11 protein-coding genes and 2 pseudogenes are annotated in these 21,314 nt (G+C 72.0%); 7 read left to right on the top strand and 6 right to left on the bottom strand.

The features are described from left to right. Positions 1-53: 53 nt before the first annotated feature. Both ACYSUO_RS22120 and ACYSUO_RS22115 read right to left on the bottom strand, forming a co-directional pair. On the bottom strand, positions 54-2,150 hold the full coding sequence (locus ACYSUO_RS22120; RefSeq protein WP_461777941.1) for a protein kinase domain-containing protein: 2,097 nt from the start codon (positions 2,148-2,150) through the stop codon (positions 54-56). Between the two features lie 76 nt (positions 2,151-2,226). After that, positions 2,227-4,428: a protein kinase domain-containing protein gene (locus ACYSUO_RS22115; protein ID WP_461777940.1), complete on the bottom strand. Its 2,202-nt coding sequence runs from the start codon at positions 4,426-4,428 to the stop codon at positions 2,227-2,229. 289 nt (positions 4,429-4,717) lie between these two features. On the opposite strand from ACYSUO_RS22115, the pseudogene ACYSUO_RS22110 reads away from it, so the two are divergent. The 7 genes and pseudogenes from ACYSUO_RS22110 to ACYSUO_RS22080 form a co-directional block, all read left to right on the top strand. Further along, positions 4,718-4,867 (top strand): annotated as a pseudogene (locus tag ACYSUO_RS22110) (SCO5717 family growth-regulating ATPase); the annotation flags it as partial. 2,088 nt (positions 4,868-6,955) lie between these two features. After that, a pseudogene (locus tag ACYSUO_RS22105) lies at positions 6,956-8,407 on the top strand (MinD/ParA family ATP-binding protein); the annotation flags it as partial. Positions 8,408-8,739: 332 nt separating this feature from the next. Beyond that, complete coding sequence (locus ACYSUO_RS22100; RefSeq protein ID WP_461777939.1) at positions 8,740-10,629, top strand: ABC transporter substrate-binding protein; 1,890 nt, start codon at positions 8,740-8,742, stop codon at positions 10,627-10,629. A 38-nt stretch (positions 10,630-10,667) separates the two neighbouring features. Then, on the top strand, positions 10,668-11,753 hold the full coding sequence (locus tag ACYSUO_RS22095; RefSeq protein ID WP_461777938.1) for an ABC transporter permease: 1,086 nt from the start codon (positions 10,668-10,670) through the stop codon (positions 11,751-11,753). Continuing rightward, positions 11,750-12,691 (top strand): ABC transporter permease, encoded by a 942-nt coding sequence (locus tag ACYSUO_RS22090; protein ID WP_461777937.1) that lies wholly within the window; start codon positions 11,750-11,752, stop codon positions 12,689-12,691. The genes ACYSUO_RS22095 and ACYSUO_RS22090 overlap by 4 nt, the downstream gene beginning before the upstream one ends. Continuing rightward, positions 12,688-13,695 carry an ABC transporter ATP-binding protein gene (locus ACYSUO_RS22085; protein ID WP_461777936.1) on the top strand — a complete coding sequence of 336 codons (1,008 nt, stop codon included), beginning with the start codon at positions 12,688-12,690 and terminating at the stop codon, positions 13,693-13,695. Before ACYSUO_RS22090 ends, ACYSUO_RS22085 begins: the two co-directional genes overlap by 4 nt. Then, entirely contained in the window at positions 13,692-14,708 is a 1,017-nt protein-coding gene (locus ACYSUO_RS22080) for an oligopeptide/dipeptide ABC transporter ATP-binding protein (RefSeq protein ID WP_461777935.1), read from the top strand. The genes ACYSUO_RS22085 and ACYSUO_RS22080 overlap by 4 nt, the downstream gene beginning before the upstream one ends. 76 nt (positions 14,709-14,784) lie before the next feature. On the opposite strand, the gene ACYSUO_RS22075 is transcribed toward ACYSUO_RS22080, so the two are convergent. The 4 genes from ACYSUO_RS22075 to truB form a co-directional block, all read right to left on the bottom strand. Next, a complete protein-coding gene (locus ACYSUO_RS22075; protein WP_461777934.1) occupies positions 14,785-15,255 on the bottom strand; it encodes a carboxymuconolactone decarboxylase family protein in 471 nt (156 codons plus the stop codon). A 107-nt stretch (positions 15,256-15,362) separates the two neighbouring features. Continuing rightward, on the bottom strand, positions 15,363-16,313 hold the full coding sequence (locus ACYSUO_RS22070) for a bifunctional riboflavin kinase/FAD synthetase (RefSeq protein WP_461777933.1): 951 nt from the start codon (positions 16,311-16,313) through the stop codon (positions 15,363-15,365). 121 nt (positions 16,314-16,434) lie between these two features. Continuing rightward, positions 16,435-20,169 carry a serine protease gene (locus ACYSUO_RS22065; protein WP_461777932.1) on the bottom strand — a complete coding sequence of 1,245 codons (3,735 nt, stop codon included), beginning with the start codon at positions 20,167-20,169 and terminating at the stop codon, positions 16,435-16,437. Between the two features lie 238 nt (positions 20,170-20,407). Continuing rightward, positions 20,408-21,313: a tRNA pseudouridine(55) synthase TruB gene (gene truB / locus ACYSUO_RS22060; protein WP_461777931.1), complete on the bottom strand. Its 906-nt coding sequence runs from the start codon at positions 21,311-21,313 to the stop codon at positions 20,408-20,410. Position 21,314: the final 1 nt, after the last annotated feature.

Raw genomic sequence — 21,314 nt, 5'->3', positions numbered from 1 at the left:
ACCCCGGCGCCCTGTAGCCCGATGCGAACAAAACCCCTTGAGCCTACCGCCGCTCAGAACACCGACAGCGCCTGCACCGTGCTGTCCATCAGCAGGAAGACCCGGTTTCCACCAGCGGCGAGCTGCGTGTAGTGGGGCCGCGGGTACCTCGTCGTCCAGGCGTTCTTGCCGTCCTTCTGCGGGATGCCCTTCAACTGGAGTTCGCCGATTCCGTCGCCGTTGTCGACGGACCAGACGCTCGTGCCCTGCGTCAGCACACGGCTGGTCGTGGACGGGCCGACCGCGAACCACTCCTGTTCGCCGTTGGCCCGGTTGTGGCATCGGGTGACGTCGACGGCGTTGGCGTACACCCGGTTTCCGTGCACCTCGGGCGGTCCCCACTTGCTGTACACGGAGTTGGCGCCGCCGAGCTGGAAAGTGCTCCACTCCCGGTTTCCGTCGCGGAGCCGGTAGGCCTCCAGGGTCTTGTTGTTGAGGTAGACCATGCCGTCGGCGATGGTGGGGCGGACGACCGACTCGGACTCCTCCGACTGCTGCCATGCCGTACGGCCGTCGCTGGTGCGCACCGCGAGCACCGTGCCGTCGGTGGACGGGACGACGAGGACGCCCCCGCCGACGGCGGCCGGGCCGTGCAGCTTCTTGCGGAACTTCGCGGGCACGGTGACCGTCCACCGCACCTCGGCGTCCTCGCTGTTGACGCAGCGCAGCCGGTCGTCCTTCGTGATCATGTAGACCGCGTCGGGGCCGGCGGCGAGCAGCGTCTCCGCCTCGGCCTGCTCGCACGTCCACTTCGCGGCTCCGGTGGAGGGCACGAAGGTGTGCAGCGTTCCCTGTTCGTCCGCGCCGACGACGAGCCGGTCGGCCAGCGACACGTATCCGGACCTGGCCCGCAGGCCCTCGGCGGACCAGCGCCGCTTGCCGTTCTTGACGCCGTACGCCCCGATGCCGCCGGAGCCGAGCGCGAAGACCAACACGTCGCGCACGGGCAGGAGTTCGGGCGACGTGGCGTCCGCGGTGGTGACGGACCACAGCTTCATGGCCCCGCCGTTCTCGGAGTAGTCGTCGGCGGGCTTGGACTTCAGCGCTTGTACGGGGGTCCTGACCGCCGCCGGGATGTCGAAGAGGGCGCTGTCGGGGCGCGAGCCGTACCACCACGCGGCCGTGCCGCCGCCCACCGCGGCGACGGCGCCACCGACGCCGAGCGTCGTCAGCAGGCGTCTTCGTGACATGGCGGGCTGCTGCGGCTGCTGCGCACCGCCCACGATGGTCGTCGCCAGGTGCCGGGCCCCGGTCTCCCGCTCGGTGATCGCGTCGGCGATGGAGCCGCGCCGCCAGGCCTTCTCCGCGCCCTTGGGCGGTCGCATCGCCCCGGCGATCTGGGCGGGGGTGGGGCGGTGGGCCGGGTCCTTGGCGAGGCAGGGCGCGATGAGCGCCAGCAACTCCGGCGGAATCCCCTGGAGTTGGGGATCGCCGTGCACCACTTCGTACTGCACGGCCGCCACGTGCCCGCCGTCGAACGCGCGCCGTCCGCTGGCCGCGTACACGAGCACCGCGCCCAGCGAGAAGACGTCGGCGGCCGGAGTGACGCGGCGGCCGAGCACCTGCTCGGGGGCCCCGTACCCGGGGGTGACCGGCACTTCGCCCGTCGTGGTGAGGGTCAGTCCGTGCTCGGGGCGGGCGATGCCGAAGTCGATGATGCGCGGGCCCGTCGACGTCAGCACGATGTTCGGCGGCTTGAGGTCGCGGTGGATGAAGCCCGCCGCGTGGATGTCGGCGAGGGTGTGCGCGAGGGAGGCGGCGAGGGCGCGCAGGGCGGGTTCGGCGAGCGGGCCGTGTGCCTCGACGGCCTGGTCGAGGGTGAGGCCCGCCAGGAACTCGGTGGCCATCCACGGGCGGCCGCCCTCGGTCCACGCGCCGAGGACGTTCGCAACTCCCTTGCTGCGTACGGCCTGTGCGGCCTGCGCCTCGCGGACGAACCGCTGGGCGAGGTTCGTGTCGTGGGCGAGTTCGGGCTTGAGCACCTTGACCGCGGCGAGCGTCCCGGCGCCGTCCTGACCGACGTACACCTTCCCCATGCCGCCCTCGCCGAGCACGCCGAGGACGCGGTAGGGACCGAGGCGGAGGGGGTCGCCGATGCCGAGGGGTTTCATGTGGGGCCTTCTGCCGGGAGGCGGTCGTGGAACCTGTACGTGTGCGAGTGCGTGTGTGGGGGACACGTCATTCGGGTCACTTCATGGGGTACGCGGCGAGCTTGGCGTTGTTGCTCAGGGAGAGGATGCGCGTGCGCTCAGGGTTCGCGTAGAAGCGGTCGCCGTCCGTCTTGTACGTCCACGCGACCTCGTGGCTCTTGAGGTCGACGCCGCGCAACTGCGCGCCGTTGCGGTAGTACGCGCACTGCTTGCCGATGAGCGGCCGCCACGCCCTGGACTGCTCGTCGGCGCTGCCGTCCTCCTCCACCCACAGCCGCCCGCCGCCGCTCGCCTTGTACGCGGCGAGCCCGACGCCCTCACCCACGGCGTACACGACACCGCCGTCCAGCGTCGGCGGCCCGAACGGGCGGCCCTCCGGCGTCTGCCACTGCGCCTTGCCGTCCTTGAGGCGCACCGCGCGGAGCCTGGAGCCGCCGATGTAGAGGTGCGTGTCGTCGGCCGCGATCGCCGCCCACAGGGTGGCGATGTCGTCGACGCGGTACGGGACGTTCCACAGGATGCCGCCGGTCTTCAGGTCCCGTACGACGATGTGGACCTCGTCCTCCTTCATCTGCTGGAACGTCACCAGGCGCCCGCCGGCCACCTTCGCGGCGAGGATGTGCATGGACTGGTCGAGCTCGGCCCGCTTGGGCAGCGGCCGGGACCACAGCGTCTTGCCGGTCGCGCAGTTCACGGCGCGCAGCGTCCACTTCTGCGTGGCCGCGTAGCCGAGCGTGCCGCCCTTGCCCTTGCCCACCGCCACGTAGACGATGTCGCCTTCGACGCAGAGGAATTGGTTCCCCTCCAGGTGGTCGTTGGTGTCGGCGAGGCGGGCGAGCGTCTTGACCTTCTTGCCGGTGCGCGGGGCGATCGTCTCGACGGCGACGGGCGCTCCGGCACGGTCGTCCTGGTACACGTTGTAGGACAGGTGGTAGAGCTTGCCGTTCGCGGCGGTCCACTGCCATCCGCTGCCGATGTGGTCGTCCCACCTCTTCAGGCCGTCGGACACGCCGAAGCCGCGGGCGTACCCGCGCATCGCGACGGCCACCCCGTCGACGATGGCCGGGATCATCGACTTCCCGCCGTCGACGACGCTGCTCTCGAAGTAGCCCTCGTCCTTCCAGAGGGGGTCGAGGTTGCGCCGGTTGCGGGTGTCGGGGGCCTTGGGGTCGGCCACCTTCTTCTCGTCCGAGGAGCGTCCTGTCCACCACAGGGCGCCCGCGGCCGCGACCGCGCCGACGCCGAGCACTCCCCCGACGGCGAGGAAGCGGCGCCGCGACACGGGGGCGCTCGCGACGGGGGCCACCGCGGTGGTCCCCGGGAGCGTATGGGTCACGGGGGCTGGCAGCCGCTGCGGGACGGTCTGCCATACGTCGGTGGCGCGGCGCCCGATGTCACCGAGCAGCGCCTCGGAGAGGTGATCGGCGAACTCGCCTGTCCCTGTGTGCAGTTGGGCCGACAGGTCGTACGTGGTGGGGCGTCGCGACGGGTCCTTGTCGAGGCAGCGTGCCAGTACGGGAACGAGGGCGGCGGGCACCCCGGTCAGGTCCGGCTCGCCGTACCGCACGCGGTACAGCAGGTCGGCGGCCTGCCCGTTCCCGAACGGGCCGCTGCCGCGCGCCGCGAACACCAGCACTCCGGCGAGCGCGAACACGTCTCCGGCCGGGCCGTGTTCCTGGCCGGTGGCCTGCTCCGGCGACATGAACGCCGGGGTGCCCACGGCGGAGCCGACGCGCGTCAGGCGGTCGTCACCGATGGCGCGGGCGATGCCGAAGTCGATGACCTTGGGGCCGTACGCCGTGACGAGGATGTTGGACGGCTTGAGGTCGCGGTGCACGACGTCGCTGCGGTGCAGCTGCCCGAGTGCCCCGCACAGGGCGGCGCCCAGCGCGCGTACGGTCGTCTCGGGCATCGGCCCACCGGACTCGACGGCCTCGTCGAGGGGCGGCCCGAGTACGTACTCGGTGGCCAGCCACGGTGTCTCGGCCAGCGGGTCCGCGTCCACGACCTTGGCCCCGAACTGCCCGCCGATGACCCGCGCGGCGTCGATCTCGAGGCGGAACCGGGTCCGTCCGGCCTGGTCGGCAGCGAGGCCTGCGTGCATCGTCTTCACGGCGACGGTTCGCCCGCCGGCGGTCCGTGCGACGTACACCGTCCCCATCCCGCCGCTGCCGAGGCGTCCGACGAGGCGGAACGGGCCGAGGTGTACGGGGTCGTCGTGGGTGAGCGCGGTAGGCATGAGGTGAGTTCTCGCCGTGGTCGGGTGCGGAGCGGGTCAGTTGGGGTGCGCTGCGCGCACCGGCGGGGCACCGCCCCTGATCCGGATCCGATTCCGCACGCCACGCCCTCCCCCGCCACGACCTCGCCGGTCACGGCGCGGCGAGTCTAGTCGACGGGGTGTGGGCGGGCCTGCCGTGCGGGCGGTTTTGGTGATTAGGCTGGGACAGGACGTGTCCTGTGTTCCCGCGCGTACGTCATAGGGGGGGGCGGGGGCGGCACGCCGGTGCTCGACCACACCAGGAGGCATTGTGAGCAGCGATCGGGACGATGTCCGCGGGGGCGGCGGGTCACCCGCCGGTGACCCGTCCGGCGCGGGGTCCGGTGCCGAGCAGACGGGGTTCGGTGCCGAGCCGACGGGCGAGTTCACGATCGACTACGCGCCGCCGCCCTGGTACGAGCAGGCGAGTTCGCGTTCGCGGAACGGTGGGGTGGGCTGGGAGCCGGGGGCGGCGTCGGGGTCGGGATCGGGGGCGCCGATGGCGCCGGGTGGTGCGGAGGGGTGGGCGGGGGCGTCGGTGGGGTCGGCTGAGCCGGCGGCACCGGTTGCGCCCGCGGGTCCGGCAGCACCGGCTGAGTCGACCGCTGCGGCGGCTTGGGTTGCGCCAACTGCGCCCGCGGCTCCCGCTGTTCCGGCGGCTTCCGCGGCTTCGGGTCCGCCCGTAGGGCCGACAACACCGGCAGCTCCGGTTGCGCCCGCAGGTCCGGCGGCACCGGCAGCTCCGGCCGCTCCGGCGGGTGCGTCTGACGGTGGGGGTCGCGATCTGGGGAGCCGAGGACCGGGGAGCGGAAGCCTGGACAGCGGTGACCTGGGCAGTGGGGATCTGGAGAGCGGGACCACCCTGCGTTTCTCCGCGCCCTCGCTGAAGCGGAACTTCGAGGAGCTCGCGGCGCTCGGGGAGCCACCCGCCCCCGCGCCCACGCAGGACCAGAGTCCCGAGGAGAGGGCCCGCGCGTGGGTCGACGCCCACCGGGTGCACGTCGACATCGACACGGAGAGCGCCCGCGCGAAGACGGCCGATGTCGTCCCGACGGACACCGACTTCCCCCTCGCGGCACCGGCCGCCGAGGAGACCGGCGCGCCGTCCACTGCCGAAACGGGACCGCAGCCAACGGCGTCCGCCGCGGACTCCGTGCCGACCGCGCCCGAATCCGCCGCCAACTCCTCGGCGGCGGCTGCTCCCACGGCACCGGAAGCCGCACCGGCTGCTCCGACTCCCACCGCGACCACGGCGGAGCCGACGGCGCCCACGCACGGTGCTGCCACCGCGTCCTCGGCGGCCGCAAAGGCAGACCCGGCCCCCAGCACGCAGGCCGCCCCGGCTGCTCCAGCCCCCACCGCGACCGCAGCGGAGCCGACAGCTCCCGCCACCGACTCCCCGGCGGCGTCACCGGCAGACCCGGCCCTCGGCTACGCCTCCAACACCCCGGCCGCACCAGCCACCCCAGCCGCGCCAACTCCCACCGCGACCGCGACGGAGCCGACAGCGCCCACCCCCGACCCCGCCACCGGCTCCTTGGCGTCGGCACTGGCAGACCCGGCCCCCAGCTACGCCTCCGACGCTCCCGCCGCCCCGGCCGCGCCAACCCCCACCGCGACCGCGGCGGAGCCGACAGCGCCCGCCCCCACCTCCCCGGCAGCGGCTGCCCCCGCGGCACCGGCAGACCCAGCCCTCAGCTACGCCTCCGACACTCCGGCCGCACCGGCCGCTCCAACCCCCACCGCGACCACGGCGGAGCCGAAAGCGCCCGCCCCCACCTCCCCGGCAGCAGCTGCCCCCGCGGCACCGCCAACTCCGGCTCCCGGCGACACCCCCAACGCCCCGGCGGGCTGGGCTCCCCCGCCCCCTCCGGCAGGCGGGGTACCGCCGTTGCCGCCGTCGTTCCAGCCGGCCGCGCCGCCCGCGGCCCCGCAGTGGACCGATCCCACGCCCGGCCAACCGCCTCTGGCAGCCGCCCCGCCCGCACAGCCCCACGGCGCACACGGCTTCCCGCAGGCACCACCGGCTGACGGCCAACCCACGCCACCACAGGGTGAATACGGCCCCCCGCAGCCAACGCACCAGAGCCAGCCCGCCAACGCGCAGCCCGGTTACGGCTTCCCGCAGCCCACCCCGCCGGGCATGCCCGCCCCCAACGCCCCCGCACCGCAGCCCGGTTACGGTCCCCCGCCACCTCCAGCCCAACCAACACCACCGACCTCCGGCGAGCAGCCACCCAACACGCCCGCGCCACCGGCTGCCCACGGCTTCCCCCAGCCCCCAGCCCAGACCGGCTACGGCTTCCCACAGGCCCCCGCCCAAGCGGCACCGTCAGTTCAGGGCCAACCGCCCGCCGCACCGGCACCCAGCGCCCCCGCCCCACCGGCTGCCTACGGCTCCCCTCAGCCCTCGGCCCAGGGCCAGCCACACACCAATCCCGCCCCACAGCCCGGCTACGGCTTCCCCCAGCCCCCGGCCCACCCCGCACACCCAACCCAGGGCCAGCCGCCCAACACCCCTGCCACACCCGCCGGTTACGGCTTCCCGTCGCCGGGCCAACCACAGCCCCTGGCGCACCCGGCCCAGGGCCACCCGGCCACACCCGCACCCACCCCCTCCACACCGCAGCCCGGCTACGGCTTCCCGCTCTCACCCACCCAACCGGCACAGCCGAGCACCCCCGCCCAACCCCTGCCTGCCGCCCAACCCCAGGCCCAGGCACAACCCCCGGCCCCGGCCCCGGCACAACCCCACCCCACCTACCCCACCCCCCAACCAGCCCAGCCCCACCCCGGCTTCGGCCCCCCGCCCGGCCAGACGACCGGCCAAGCCCCCACCCCGGCACCCGGCCAAGCAGCCACCCACGCACCCGGCCAAGCACCCACCCCCACACCCGTCCAGCAGCCCCCCACCCCCAACGCCCAACCCCCACAGCCCTACCCACACCCACACCCACACCAAGCCCCCTACCCGAACCCCCCGCACACCCCCTCCCCCGACACCAACGCCCCCCTCGGCTACACCGCCGCCGTCGAGCTGTCCGCCGATCGGCTCGTCAACAGCAAGCGGCAGAAGCAGCGGAGCAAGGCGCCCAGCGCGGGCAGTGGGCGGTTCAAGTTCGGGGGGAAGAAGGAGGAGACGGAGCGGCAGCGGAAGCTGGACCTCATCCGCACCCCGGTCTCGTCCTCCTACCGGATCGCCGTGATCAGCCTCAAGGGCGGCGTCGGCAAGACGACCACGACGACGGCCCTCGGCTCGACCCTCGCCTCGGAACGCCAGGACAAGATCCTCGCGATCGACGCCAACCCGGACGCCGGCACCCTCGGCCGCCGCGTACGCCGCGAGACCGGCGCCACCATCCGCGACCTGGTGCAGAACATCCCGCACCTGCACTCGTACGCGGACATCCGGCAGTACACCTCCCAGACCCCCTCCGGCCTGGAGATCATCGCCAACGACGTGGAGCCGGAGGTCTCGTCGACGTTCGACGACGCCGACTACCGCCGCGCGATCGACGTGGTCGGCCGGCACTACCCGATCGTCCTGACCGACTCCGGAACGGGCCTGCTGTACTCCGCGATGCGCGGAGTCCTCGACCTCGCCGACCAGTTGATCATCATCTCGACCCCGTCCGTCGACGGCGCGTCCAGCGCGAGCACCACCCTCGACTGGCTGTCCGCGCACGGCTACACCGAACTCGTCCGGCGCTCCCTCACGGTCATCTCCGGCGTCCGCGACACCGGAAAGATGATCAAGGTGGACGACATCGTCAGCCACTTCCAGACCCGCTGCCGCGGCGTGCTCGTCATCCCCTTCGACGAGCACCTGGCGGCCGGCGCCGAGGTCGACCTCGACATGATGCGCCCCAAGGTGCGGGAGGCGTACTTCGAGCTCACGGCGATGGTCGCCGAGGGCTTCGGCGGCTTCGGCCACCACACCCACCCGGCAGCACCACCGCCGCAGTACTAGCCCCGACGCCCCCCACACCCCCGAGCCCCCAAACACACGCCAAGGGCCCGCACCCGTCGAACGCCGGTGCGGGCCTTTGGCGTGTCCTGCACCCATACGGGTGCCATCCCCTGGCCTGCAAAGCATCAGAGGTCTCGACCAATGTGCGTGAAATGCAGGTCAACTCGTTATTTCCGCAGGCCACATGGGGTTCACCCACCGTTGACGTTCCTCAACTGCCGCTGATAAACCAACACTTCAGTCGACCTGAAATCTCAGATCAAGCCCAGCTGTGCGAGCGATGCGCGAGGTCACCGCCGATGGACACACCAGCTCAGCAAGACATGGACCACAGAACAGCCCGCCCCCCACGGCGCGGAGTGCGGATACTCCTCGCGGCAGGCGCCGCGGCGTTCACCCTGACGGCAGGCCTCGCCACGCCTCTCAACCCGGCGCCGCAGCAGGCCGAGGCGAAGGCGAGCGGCAACGCCGCGGCCAAGGCCGACAGCGGTAAGAACAAGACCCTCACCGTGGCCGTCGCGCAGAGCGTCGACTCGCTGAGCCCGTTCCTGGCGACCCGCCTGGTCAGTACGAGCATCCACCGTCTGATGTACGAGTACCTGACCAATTACGACCCCAAGGACAACCACGTCATCCCGGGGTTCGCCACCGACTGGAAGCCCTCGGCCGACAAGCTGACGTGGACGTACACCATCCGCTCCAACTCGAAGTGGTCCGACGGTCAGAAGGCCACCGCCCACGACGCCGCCTTCACCTTCAACAAGATGATGACGGACGACGCGGCGGCGACCGCCAACGGCTCGTTCGTCGGCAACTTCAAGAAGGTCACGGCGCCCAGCGACACCAAGCTCGTCGTCGAGCTGAAGAAGCCGCAGGCCACGATGACGTCCCTCGACATTCCGATCGTGCCCGAGCACGTCTGGAAGGACGTCAAGGACTACTCGAAGTTCAACAACGACGACAAGTTCCCGATCGTCGGCAACGGTCCGTACGTCGTCACCGGCTACAAGACCGACCAGTACGTAAAGCTGAAGCGCAACCCGGACTTCTGGCGCAAGACGAAGACGCCGCAGTTCGAGAACATCGTCTTCAAGACGTACAAGGACCAGGACGCCGCGGTCGCCGCCCTGCGCAAGGGCGAGGTCTCCTTCGTCGCCGGCTCCCCCGCCCTGACGCCCGCCCAGGCGGCGTCCCTCAAGGGCGAGGACAACATCAAGGTCAACGAGGGGCCCGGCCGCCGCTTCTACGCGATCGCGGTCAACCCCGGCTGGAAGACCAAGAGCGGCAAGAAGTTCGGTGACGGCAACCCGGCGCTGCTCGACCAGGACGTGCGCCAGGCGCTGTTCAAGGCCGTCGACACCAAGGCGATCGTCGACAAGGTCTTCCAGGGCCACGCCGTGCGCGGCCAGGGTTACATCCCGCCGCGCTTCCAGGACTACTACTGGCAGCCCTCGGGCGATCAGCAGCTGAGCTACGACCCGCAGGCCGCGGGCAAGATGCTCGACGACGCGGGCTACAAGATGAAGGACGGCAAGCGCGTCGGCAAGGACGGCAAGCCGATCAACCTGCGCATGCTGTGCCACGCCACGGACCCCAACGACAAGGCGGTCGGCAAGTACCTCAAGGAGTGGTGGGGCAAGATCGGCATCGGCCTCAAGCTCAACTGCGTCGACGATGTCTCCGTGCCCTGGTACGCGGGTGAGTACGACCTCGCCTTCGACGGCTGGTCGGTCAACCCGGACCCGGACTTCGTGCTCGGCATCCACACCTGCGCCGCCCTGCCGAGCAAGCCGAAGGAGGTCGCGCAGACCGACAACGGCATCTGCGACAAGACCTACGACAAGCTCTACAACCAGCAACTCGCGGAGTACGACCCGGCCAAGCGCGCGGACACCGTGAAGAAGATGGAGTCCTGGCTCTACGACTCCGGCTACATGAACGTCATGGCGTACCCGAACGCGGTCGAGGCCTACCGCACCGACCAGATCAAGTCGATCGAGACGATGCCCACCGCGGCAGGCAACATCTACGGCCAGGACGGGTATTGGAGCTGGTGGTCGGCCGTGCCCGCAGCGGCGTCCGACAGCGAGGACAGCAGTTCGTCCAGCTCCACCGGCATCGTGATCGGCATCGTGGTCGCGGCACTCGTCGTCATCGGCGGCGGAGTCCTCTTCGCGCGGCGGCGGCGCACGACGGCGGACGAGCGCGAGTAGGCGACGCACAGCTACGCGAGTAAGAAGACATGTGAACCATGACAGCTGACAGCACTCCGGCGCTCGTGCAGCCCGCGGACGGTACGGACGGCGACCCGGCTTCGGCCGGGGCGCCGCCGGCCGCCCGCGGCCCACGGGCCCGCAACACCAAGGCGTACGTCCAGTACGCCCTCGCGAAGATCGGCGGCGCGATCGTCTCGCTCTTCGCCGTCCTCGTCACGAGCTTCTTCCTGTTCCGGCTGATCCCCTCCGACCCGGTCAAGCAGATGACCGGCGGCCGGAAGGTCTCCACGGAGCAGCTCGAGAACCTGCGCCACCAGTACGGCCTCGACCAGCCGATGTGGAAGCAGTTCACGTCGTACATCGGGGACGCGCTCACCGGTGACTTCGGAATGTCGTACCAGTTCCACACCCCGGTCATCGACAAGATCGTCGACGCGCTCCCTGCGACGCTGCTGCTCACGGGCACGGCGTACGTCCTGTACTCGGCGCTCGGCATCTGGCTCGGCACGCGCACGGCGTGGCGGAACGGATCGCGGAGCGACCGCTTCAACACGGCCTTCGCGCTGACTCTGTACTCGGTCCCGTCGTTCTGGCTGGGCCTGCTCCTCATCATCGTCTTCGCCGTCGGTATCGGGCCGATCCCCGGCATGTTCCCGACGGGCGGCCTCGAATCGGGCGGCGAGACCGGGTTCGCGTACATCCTCGATGTCGCGCACCATCTGGTCCTCCCGGTGATCACCCTGGTCGCGGTCGGCTACGCGCAGACGCTCCTCGTGATGCGCTCGTCGCTGCTCGACGAGATGGGCAGCGACTATCTGACGACCGCGCGCGCCAAGGGACTTCGGGACGACGTCGTGCGCCGCAAGCACGCGGTTCCGAACGCGATGCTGCCGACGTTCACCCTGATGTTCGTGAACCTCGGTCACGTGGTCGCCGGGCAGATCCTCGTCGAGACGGTCTTCTCCTGGCCGGGCCTCGGCGGCCTCTTCTACCAGGCCCTTTCCGTGCCCGATCTTCCGCTCGTCCAGGGCCTGTTCTTCGTCTTCGCCACCGCGGTGATCCTCGCGAACACCCTCGCCGACATCCTCTATCCGCTGCTCGACCCGAGGGTGGGCCGATGACGACGACCGAAACCGCGCCTTCGAAAGAACCAAGGACACCGAAGGCGCCCAGCGCGCGCTCCCTCGCGCGCGCCCGCAAGCGCCAGTCCCTGGTCCGCTTCTGGCGGTCCTACCGCTCCCACCGGAGCGGCATGTGGGGCCTCGGCCTGCTCATCCTCATCGCGCTCATCGCGATCTTCGCGCCGGCCCTGGTCGGCGCGGACTCGCAGAGCGTGACCGACGCGCCCGGCGGTCCGCTGGAGGGGCCGAGCGGCGAATTCCCGCTGGGCACCGACCAGTTCGGCCGCAGCGTGCTCGCCCTCCTGGTGTACGGGGCGCGGGTCTCGCTCACCGTTGGCCTGCTCGCGGCGTTCCTGTGCGTGGCGATCGGCACCGTCATCGGCATCGTCGCGGGCCACTTCCGCGGCTGGTTCTCGACCGTTCTGATGCGGATCACGGACTGGTTCCTGGTGATGCCGACGTTGGTCCTGGCCATCGCGCTCGCGACCGTCATGGACCGCTCGATGTGGACCGTGATCATCGCGATCGGCGTGACGACCTGGCCGACGACCGCACGCCTGGTGCGCGCCCAGACCCTCTCGGTCGAGGCGCGACCCTACATCGAGCGGGCCCGGGCGCTCGGCGGCAGCCACAGCCACGTCATGACGCGGCACGTGCTGCCGAACGTGATGCCGCTGGTCCTCGCCCAGACCACGATGATCATCTCCTCGGCGATCCTGACCGAGGCGACCCTCGCGTTCCTCGGCCTGTCCGACCCGACGGTCACCTCCTGGGGCGGCATGCTCCAGGACGCGCGCGAGGCGGGCGCGGTCAGCGCCGGCGACTGGTGGTACCTGGCGCCGCCCGGCATCGCCATCGCGATCGTCGCGCTCTCCTTCACCCTGTGCGGCCGCGCGGTCGAATCCGTCCTCAACCCGAAGCTGGGGGTGCGCTCATGACACAGCCTCGGACACTGCTTGAGGTACGGAACCTCGAAGTGACGTACGCCGGCGGGGCGCAGGCCGTCCGCGGCGTGAACCTGTCCGTGGACGCGGGCCAGAAGCTCGGTATCGCGGGCGAGTCCGGCTGCGGCAAGTCCACACTGGCGCTCGCGCTCCTTCGGCTGCTCCCGAAGGATGCCAAGGTCACCGGCGAGATCCTGCTGAACGGCGAGGACATCCTCACCATGAAGTGGGGCCAGGTCAGGGCCGTCCGCTGGGCGGGCGCCTCGATCGTCTTCCAGGGCGCGATGCACTCGCTCAACGCGGTGCACCGCATCGGCGACCAGATCGCCGAGCCGATCCTCCTGCACAAGAAGGCGACGCAGGAGGGCGCGAAGAAGAAGGTCGGCGAACTCCTCGAACACGTAGGACTCCCCGCCTCGCGCGCGAACGCTTATCCGCACGAGCTGTCCGGCGGCCAGCGCCAGCGCGTGATGATCGCGATGGCGCTCGCCTGCGAGCCGGAGCTGATCATCGCCGACGAGCCGACGACGGCCCTCGACGTGATGATCCAGGCCCAGATCCTGCGCCTGATCGAGCAGTTGGTGACCGAGGAGAACCTCGGCCTCATCATGATCAGCCACGACCTGGCGGTCCTCTCCGACACCTGCGACCGGCTCGCCGTGATGTACGCGGGCCGCGTCGTCGAAGAAGGCCCGGCGCTCCAGGTCTACGAGGACGCGGTGCACCCCTACGCGAAGGCGCTGTCCGCGGCGTTCCCCACCATCGGCGACCCGGCCTCCCGGTTCGCGCCGCGCGGGCTGCCCGGCGACCCGCCGGACCCGTCGGCACTGCCGTCCGGCTGCACGTTCCACCCGCGCTGCCCGGTGGCGCTCGACGTGTGTGCGAGCGAGGACCAGGTGCTGCGGATCGCGGGACCGGAGCGGCGTGCGGCGTGCGTCCACGTGGGGTCGAGTGACGTCGCCGCCGAGGAAGTCGAAGCAAGGAGCACCACGGCATGACAGAAACGCTGCAGAAGCCGGACGGCTCTGTGCAGACCCTCCTCAGCGCCGACCGGCTGCACGTCACGTTCCCCGGCCGGCGCGGGGCCGCGGAGGCGCGGGCCGTGGACGGCGTCGACCTGGACATCGCGCCGGGCGAGATCGTGGCGCTCGTCGGCGAGTCCGGCTGCGGAAAGACGAGCCTGGCGCGCACCCTGCTCGGCCTGGAGAAGCCGACGTCGGGCAAGGTCACGTTCGCGGGCAAGCCGCTGGAGTACGCCTCGAAGGCGCTCAAGTCGTACCGCAAGCGCGTCCAGTTGGTCCTCCAGGACCCGAGCGGCTCCCTGAACCCGCGGCACACGGTGTACGACGCGGTGGCCGAGGGTCTGCGCATCCACGGCTACGCGGGCGACGAGCGGGAGGCGGTCACGAACGCCCTGTCCCGCGCGGGACTTCGCCCTCCGGAGCGCTTCTTCCTGCGCTATCCGCACGAGCTGTCGGGCGGCCAGCGTCAGCGCGTGGTCATCGCGGGCGCGCTCGTCCTCGACCCGGAACTGATCGTCGCGGACGAGCCGGTGGCGTCCCTGGACGCGTCCGTACGGGGTGAGATCCTCGCCCTGCTGCTGCGTCTGCGGGACGAGTTGGGCCTGTCCGCGCTCGTCGTCACGCACGACCTCGGGCTCGCGTGGAACATCGCGGACCGGGTGGCGGTGATGTACCTGGGCCGCATCGTGGAGACGGGCAAGGTGGAGGACGTCCTGACCTCGCCCCAACACCCGTACACGCAGGCCCTGTTGTCGGTCCTCCCGGAGGCGCCGGGCGAACCGGTGGTGCTCACGGGCGAACCCCCGGACCCGTCCCGCATCCCGAGCGGCTGCCGCTTCCACGCGCGCTGCCAGGTCCTGGCGGACGGCCGTGCGGAGGAGGCGGGGGTCGCGGACTCCTGCCGGACGGTGGATCTGCCGGTGCTGTCCGGCGCGGCGACGTCGCAGGTGGCGTGCCATTGGGCGGCGGCGAAGGCGGCGGCCGAGTAACACGGCCTGGGAACGTGAAGGCCCGGCTCCGTGGAGATGGAGCCGGGCCTTACGCGTGTCGCGTGACGGGTCGGCCTCAGCCGTACATGCCCGGCACGTAGTCGCCCGCCGGCTGCTGGGTCATCACGTTGAGCCGGTTGAACGTGTTGATCATGGCGATGCAGCCGACCAGCGCGCCGAGCTGCGCCTCGTCGTAGTGCTTGGCGGCCTTCTCCCACACCTCGTCGGAGACTCCGGCGCTGTCCGCGATGCGGGTGCCCGCCTCGGCCAGCTCCAGGGCGGCCTTCTCGGCCTCGGTGAAGACCTTGGCCTCGCGCCAGGCGGCGACCAGGGCGAGCCGGACCGCCGTCTCACCGGCCTCGGCGGCGTCCTTGACGTGCATGTCCAGACAGCCCGAGCAGCCGTTGATCTGGCTGGCCCTGATCATGACCAGGTTCAGCGTCGTCGTCGGCACGCCCGAGCCCTCGGCGGCCCTGCCCGCCGCGATGACGTGCTTGAGCATCTTGCCGATGGTCGGGTTGGTGAACAGGTCGAGTCGCGGTTCCATGAGGGGGCTCCTTCGCGCTCCGTCATAAGTGGTGACACCACTACGACGGAGCGCCCCGCCTCGATGTGACACGCCCGAATGTGACCTGCGCCACGAGAGGGGGCGGGTCAGGCCTTGGACGCCTCGATGAGCTCACGCGAGCGCTTCACGTCGTCGGCGATCGCGGCGACGAGCTCGTCGAGCGACTCGAACTTCGCCATCCCGCGCACGAACGCCACGAACTCCACGGCCACGTGCAGCCCGTACAGGTCGAGGCCGACGCGGTCGATGGCGTAGGCCTCGACCGTCCGCTCCGTCCCGTCGAACTGCGGGTTCGTGCCCACGGAGATCGCCGCGGGCATCGCCTCGTCGTTCACGTACAGCCACCCCGCGTAGACCCCGTCGGCCGGGATCGCGGTGTGCGGGAGCGTCTCCACGTTGGCGGTCGGGAAGCCGAGCTCGCGCCCGCGCTGCGCGCCACGCACGACGACGCCCTCGACGCGGTGCGGTCGGCCGAGGATCTCGGCGGCGCCCAGCACATCGCCCTCGGCGACGAGCCGCCGCGTCAGCGTGGACGAGAACGGCTGTCCGCCCCCGGCCGACCCGCTGACGTACAGATCCACGACCTCGACTTCAAAGTCGTACGTCTGTCCCTGCTCGGCGAGGAAGTCGACATTGCCGGCGGCCTTGTGGCCGAAGCGGAAGTTGGGACCCTCGACGACCACGCGCGCGTGCAGCTTGTCGACGAGCACCTTCGCCACGAAGTCGGCGGGCGACAGCTTCGAGAACTCCGTGGTGAACGGGAGGATCAGCACCGCGTCCACACCGAGCTCGGCCATCAGTTCGGCGCGCCGGTGGTGCGGGGCGAGCAGCGGCGGGTGCGAGCCCGGGCGCACGACCTCGCTGGGGTGCGGGTCGAAGGTGACCACGACGGCCGGGATGCCGAGCTCACGCGCCCGCTCCACGGCCCGCCCGATGATCAACTGGTGCCCGCGATGCACCCCGTCGTAGGAGCCGATGGTGACGACGCTGCGCCCCCAGTCCTGGGGGATGTCCTCCAAGCCACGCCAGCGCTGCACGGTGATTGCCCCTCGCAAACCTGTGTCCGACCGTTTGGAACCTTGCGTCTCTCTACCGGATACGCAGGTCTAAGAGTGCCATGCCGCCCGCCCGCGCTTCGCATCGGGCGGGTCCGCGGCACTATGCGGGTACCCGCACCCCGGCCAGGTTCTCGATCATGCGGCGGGAGCTCGGGCCGACGAGCGACGCCCACTCCCGGGGCGCCTGTGCGAGCCATCGCGCCACCAGGCCAGCGAAGCCGGGCACGGACCGCGCGAGTTCCACGAGCAGCCGGTCGAAGCGGGCCGCTCCTTCCGGTGTACGCACCAGCAGCATGCCCGTCCGGTGCACCAGGTCCCGCGTCCTGGCCGGCCCGCGCCGTGCCGCGTCCCGCGCGGCGGCGCACAGCAGCGCGTCGAGCACGACGGGGTCCCGCTCCTCTTCCAGGAGTACGTCGAGCAGCTCGGCCCGCAGTGCGCGCGACGCGGTCGTGCCGGGCGCGGCGAGCACCCGCGTCAGGGCGCTCCGAACGACCGGGGGCCGCTCCGAAACAAGACCCACGACCAGCGGGTACATCACGGCCCGCGTACCGTCCCCGTGCTCGAGACACCGGTCGACGAACGTCGCCACGTGGCCGGCCGCGGCATTCGGCCAGTCCTCTGCGAGCTCCCTCACGAGCGCGGCGGCGCGGCGGGCGTGGGCGGGTTCGGTCAGCTCGGCGAGGGTCCGCAGGATGTCGCCGAGGCCGGGTCCCGGTGCGCGCAGCCGTGCCTGGAACGCCGCGAGCACGGGTTCCGGGTGGGTGTCCACGGCCAGGGCGAGCGCCTCGGCGGGCGGCTGCGGGTCGCCCGCCGCGAAACGCTCGAGCGCGCGCGCCAGGTACGCCGGCCGGGAGTCGGGGTCCCGTACGAGGAGGTGGAGCGCGGCGCCGTGCAGCGCGCGGTCGGGCCCCTCGAGCAACGCGAGCGCGGCGGAGCGCAGCAACTCCCGGTCCGCGACATCGCCTACCCGCGACGCGACCCGCACGCCGTACGTGGCGGCGGCGACGCGCCGCTCGGGCTGCTCCTCATGGGCCCACCGCTCGACCGCCCGGCACAGGGCGGACGGCTCCTCCTCGACCAGGATGGCCAGCAGTTCGTCGGCCCGCGGGTGAGCGCACGCGACGAGGGCCTCGACCAGGCCGTCGGGGTCGCGGTGGCGGTGGGTGTGGAGCAGGGCCTGAGCGGCGTCGGCGACGGTGGCGTCAGGCAGGGCGGGCAGCGCCCGCTCATCATCGAACCACCGCGTCAACCTCCGCTGCACACGCCACGGCTCGCCGACGAGCGCCTCCGCCACGGCATCCAGACACCGCCCTCCAACCTCACCCCCGTCATGCACAACGGCCCGCCGCAGAAGCTCGAACCGGGCGTCGTCATCCACGGCAACCCGCATCCAGAACGCCCCACCGAAGTACCCCTGCTCGGCGACCACGCCAAGCACCCCCGAATACACCCCCGCATCCGCCACCCGCCCCAACACCTCCCGCACCAACCCCCTCCCCCACCACTCCGCCTCCGCGGACACCTCGGCACCACCCCGGCCACCTACTTCCCACGCCTCGGCCCCGGGGCCACCCTGCCCACCTTCCACCCACGCTTCGGGGCTCCGCCCCGAACCCCGCTGCTCAATCGCCGCAGGGGCTTGATTTGCCCCGGCTCCCCACCCCGAACGGTCAGCCCCGCCCGACTTGGGCAATCTGCCGCCTTGGGCGGCAGGGTGGGCAAGGCGGCCCCCGGTGCGGGCCGCACTCACGTCAGGGGTCGACCCCGTCGTAGCCGGGCCCTCCCCGGCGCGGGCCGCACCCGCATCGAACGCCGACCCCGTCGCGGCCGGACCCACCCCGGCGCAGCCCGCACCCGCGTCGAACGCCGACCCCGTTGCAGCCAGACCCTCCCCGGCGCAGGCCACACCCACCCACGCCAACAACTCCCGCAACCGAACGTCCAGTTCCGCACCCCCCTGTTGCCGCTCGATCAAGAGCAACGCCCGCACCACCGGCCCCGCCCGATGCCGCGGCACAGGAAACCCGTCCCCCCGCCGCCGGAACACCAGCGCCTCCAACGCCCCGTCCACATCCAAATGCATCCCCTGGATCCAGTCCGCAACCTCCTCGTGCGCGAACCGGAACCCACCCCCCGCCGGCACCAGCACCCCCTCCGTGAGCACCGCCGACGCCCACCCGGACACCCCGTCCCGCGCCGCCCCCCACGGAAACAGCTCCTCGAACGACTCCCGGTCCAACTCCCCCTGCCCCGGCCCAAGACTCCGCCGCGCAGCCTCATGCACCTGCCCGGCCACCCGCGCCGCCAGCCTGCGCACCCCACTCCCCCGTACCCCGGAGGGCGCGGCAAGCCGGACCGCCACGCGCAGGCACATCAGGTCCAGATACGCCCCGAAGATCTCGTCCCGGTCGGGGCAACCGGCCACACCCCCGGGCAGCGCCGCCCGCACCTCGCTCAGCAGCCGCAACGACAGCGGATGCCCGGCATCCCGCTCCGCGAGCGCCCCCTCCGGCACACCGAGCCGCTCCCGCGCCCGCCGCGCCGCCTCCCCCACCAGGTCCCCGATCCGTACGCACGGAGGCAGCCCGGACGGCCCCACGGTCGCCGGCCCGTACAGCACGTCCCCGCCGAAGAGCGCGCCCGCCTGCTCCCAGTACTCGGCACGACACGCCACCACCAACCGCACCCCGCACGCCGCGAGCCACCGCTCGGTCCCCCGCGACCAGGCGCTCAGCCTGTGCGCGAGCACGGGCGGCATCTCCTCCGGCCCGTCGAGCAGCAGCACGAGCGGCCGTCCGGTCTCCCGGGCGACCTCGGCGATCCGCTCGGCGGAGACGTCCCCCACGCCCCCCGCGACCGCCTCCTCCCGCGACGCCGCCACGATCCGGCCCGCCCGCGCGAGCGTCCGCCCGACCGCCTGCGCGACCGACGCGTCGTCCTCGCTCAGGTCCGCGCCCCGCAGCCACACCGTGGGCGCGGCGCCGTCCCCCTTGGCCCGGCGCCCGGCGAACGCGGCGAGTTCCGTGGTCCGCCCGCTCCCCGGCTCCCCGACAAGGGCCAGCACCCGCGCCTCGCCGCCCGTACCCGACGTGAAGGCTTCCAACTCCCGTGTCACATCCGGCCGTTCGACCGGCTCGGGCCCGTCCGTCCCCGGCCCGTCGCTGCCCACCGAGATCCCGGCCAGCTGCAACACCCCACCGAGATTGAGATCGTCCCCGTACGCGGGCACCGTCGCGGCATTGCGCGCGAGCAGCTCGGCCAGCGGCCCCCGCCCGCCCGCGCCCGCGGCCACCGCCCGCAGCGGCACCGCGAACCCGGCCGCCCGGTGCCCGGCCAGCATCTCCGTACCGAGCACCGCGACCACCGCCCCGGTACGCGCGTCCAGCACAGGACCGCCCGCGGCCCCACCGCCGACGCGCAACGCATCCGCCCCGTCCGTACCGACGGCCAGCTCCAGGACCCCGTCCAACAGGTGACTGCGGCCCCCGGCCACGTACGCGACCGGCGAGCGCCCCAGCACGCGCGCCTCGCGCCATCCGCCCGCGGGAATTCGGACGTACGCCCCGGCCGTCGGCGCTCCGGAGGCCGCGATCGGCAGCGGCACCACGGAGAGCCCCTCCGTGCGCAGCAACGCCAGGTTCGCCTCGGGCAGTTCGACGATCGACCCGGGTTCCACCACACAGGTCGCACCGCCCGGCCCGTGCACCAGCAGCCGCCCGAGCCCGCTCACCACCTCGTGGCCCGTGACGACCGTCCCCCGGTCGTCCGCCGCGAAGCCCGCACCGCGCGGCCGCCCGGCCAGATCGGTGATCCGTACCAGCGGCGGGTCCACCATGACGCGACCCTCCCGCCGTTCTCCGCCACGCCCCGTGCCTCGACGGTAGGCGCGCGGTGATCAGCAGGACAGCGTCACAGGCGAACGCGCCCCCTTGCGCTCCCCCTCTTCACTCCGAGCGCCCGCCCGAAAGGGTGAAGTGAACGGACGCACTGGATACACCCTTGAGAGGGGGACGTGGAGCGGCGGCCACCCAGAGACCGGAACCCGCCGCTCCACCGAAATCCATGGCGCGAGCTCAGCCGAACACGGCCAGGCTCTTCGCCTTCCCCTTGGACTCCTCGACCAGAGCGAGGAACTGTCCGTCGGGCCCGAACACGGCGACGGGACCCGCGCCCGCGTACTCCTCGGGCACCTCCAGGCGCACACCGTTGAGCAGCAGCTTCCCGCGGCGCCCGTCGACGTCCCAGCGCGGGAACGCGGCGGCGGCCGCCTCGGCCACTGGCATCACGGTCAGCGACTCCTGGAGCTGGTCCAGGGTGCGCGCCGAGTCCAGCTTGTACGGGCCGACGCGCGTGCGCCGCAGCGCCGTCAGATGCCCGCCGACACCGAGCCCGGCGCCCAGGTCACGGGCGAGCGCCCTGATGTACGTACCGGACGAGCAGACCACGGACACGACCAGGTCGAGGACCGGCGTGCCGTCCTCGGCGACCGCGTCCCGGACGTCGTACACGGCGAAGGACGAGATCTTGACCGGGCGCGCCGGGATCTCGAACTCCTCGCCCTCGCGGGCCCGCTTGTAGCTGCGGACACCGTTGATCTTGATGGCGCTGACCTTCGACGGCACCTGCATGATGTCGCCGCTCAGCTTGGCGATCCCCGCGTCGATGGCCTCGCGCCGCACCCCGGACGCGTCGGTGGACGAGGTCAGCTCGCCCTCCGCGTCGTCCGTGAGCGTGTTCTGCCCGAGCCTGATCGTGCCCAGGTACTCCTTCTCGGTCAGCGCGAGATGGCCGAGGAGCTTGGTGGCACGCTCGACGCCGAGCACGAGCACACCCGTCGCCATCGGGTCGAGGGTGCCCGCGTGGCCGACCTTGCGGGTCTTGGCGATCCCCCGCATCTTGGCCACGACGTCGTGCGAAGTGAAGCCCGACGGCTTGTCGACGATGACAAGGCCGTCGGGCGGAGGGGTGCGGTCGGACATG

The sequence above is a fragment of the Streptomyces sp. UC4497 genome, from assembly GCF_054871485.1.
The sequence above is the reverse complement of the archived record's forward strand: the minus strand, read 5'-3'. Positions and strand labels throughout refer to the sequence as shown.

Coding starts and splice junctions, on each gene's coding strand:
- ACYSUO_RS22065 (WP_461777932.1), bottom strand. CDS start 20,169: ATGGTGGACCCGCCGCTGGTACGGATCACCGATCTGGCCGGGCGGCCG.
- ACYSUO_RS22120 (WP_461777941.1), bottom strand. CDS start 2,150: ATGAAACCCCTCGGCATCGGCGACCCCCTCCGCCTCGGTCCCTACCGC.
- ACYSUO_RS22080 (WP_461777935.1), top strand. CDS start 13,692: ATGACAGAAACGCTGCAGAAGCCGGACGGCTCTGTGCAGACCCTCCTC.
- ACYSUO_RS22090 (WP_461777937.1), top strand. CDS start 11,750: ATGACGACGACCGAAACCGCGCCTTCGAAAGAACCAAGGACACCGAAG.
- ACYSUO_RS22085 (WP_461777936.1), top strand. CDS start 12,688: ATGACACAGCCTCGGACACTGCTTGAGGTACGGAACCTCGAAGTGACG.
- ACYSUO_RS22115 (WP_461777940.1), bottom strand. CDS start 4,428: ATGCCTACCGCGCTCACCCACGACGACCCCGTACACCTCGGCCCGTTC.
- ACYSUO_RS22075 (WP_461777934.1), bottom strand. CDS start 15,255: ATGGAACCGCGACTCGACCTGTTCACCAACCCGACCATCGGCAAGATG.
- ACYSUO_RS22100 (WP_461777939.1), top strand. CDS start 8,740: ATGGACCACAGAACAGCCCGCCCCCCACGGCGCGGAGTGCGGATACTC.
- truB (WP_461777931.1), bottom strand. CDS start 21,313: ATGTCCGACCGCACCCCTCCGCCCGACGGCCTTGTCATCGTCGACAAG.
- ACYSUO_RS22095 (WP_461777938.1), top strand. CDS start 10,668: ATGACAGCTGACAGCACTCCGGCGCTCGTGCAGCCCGCGGACGGTACG.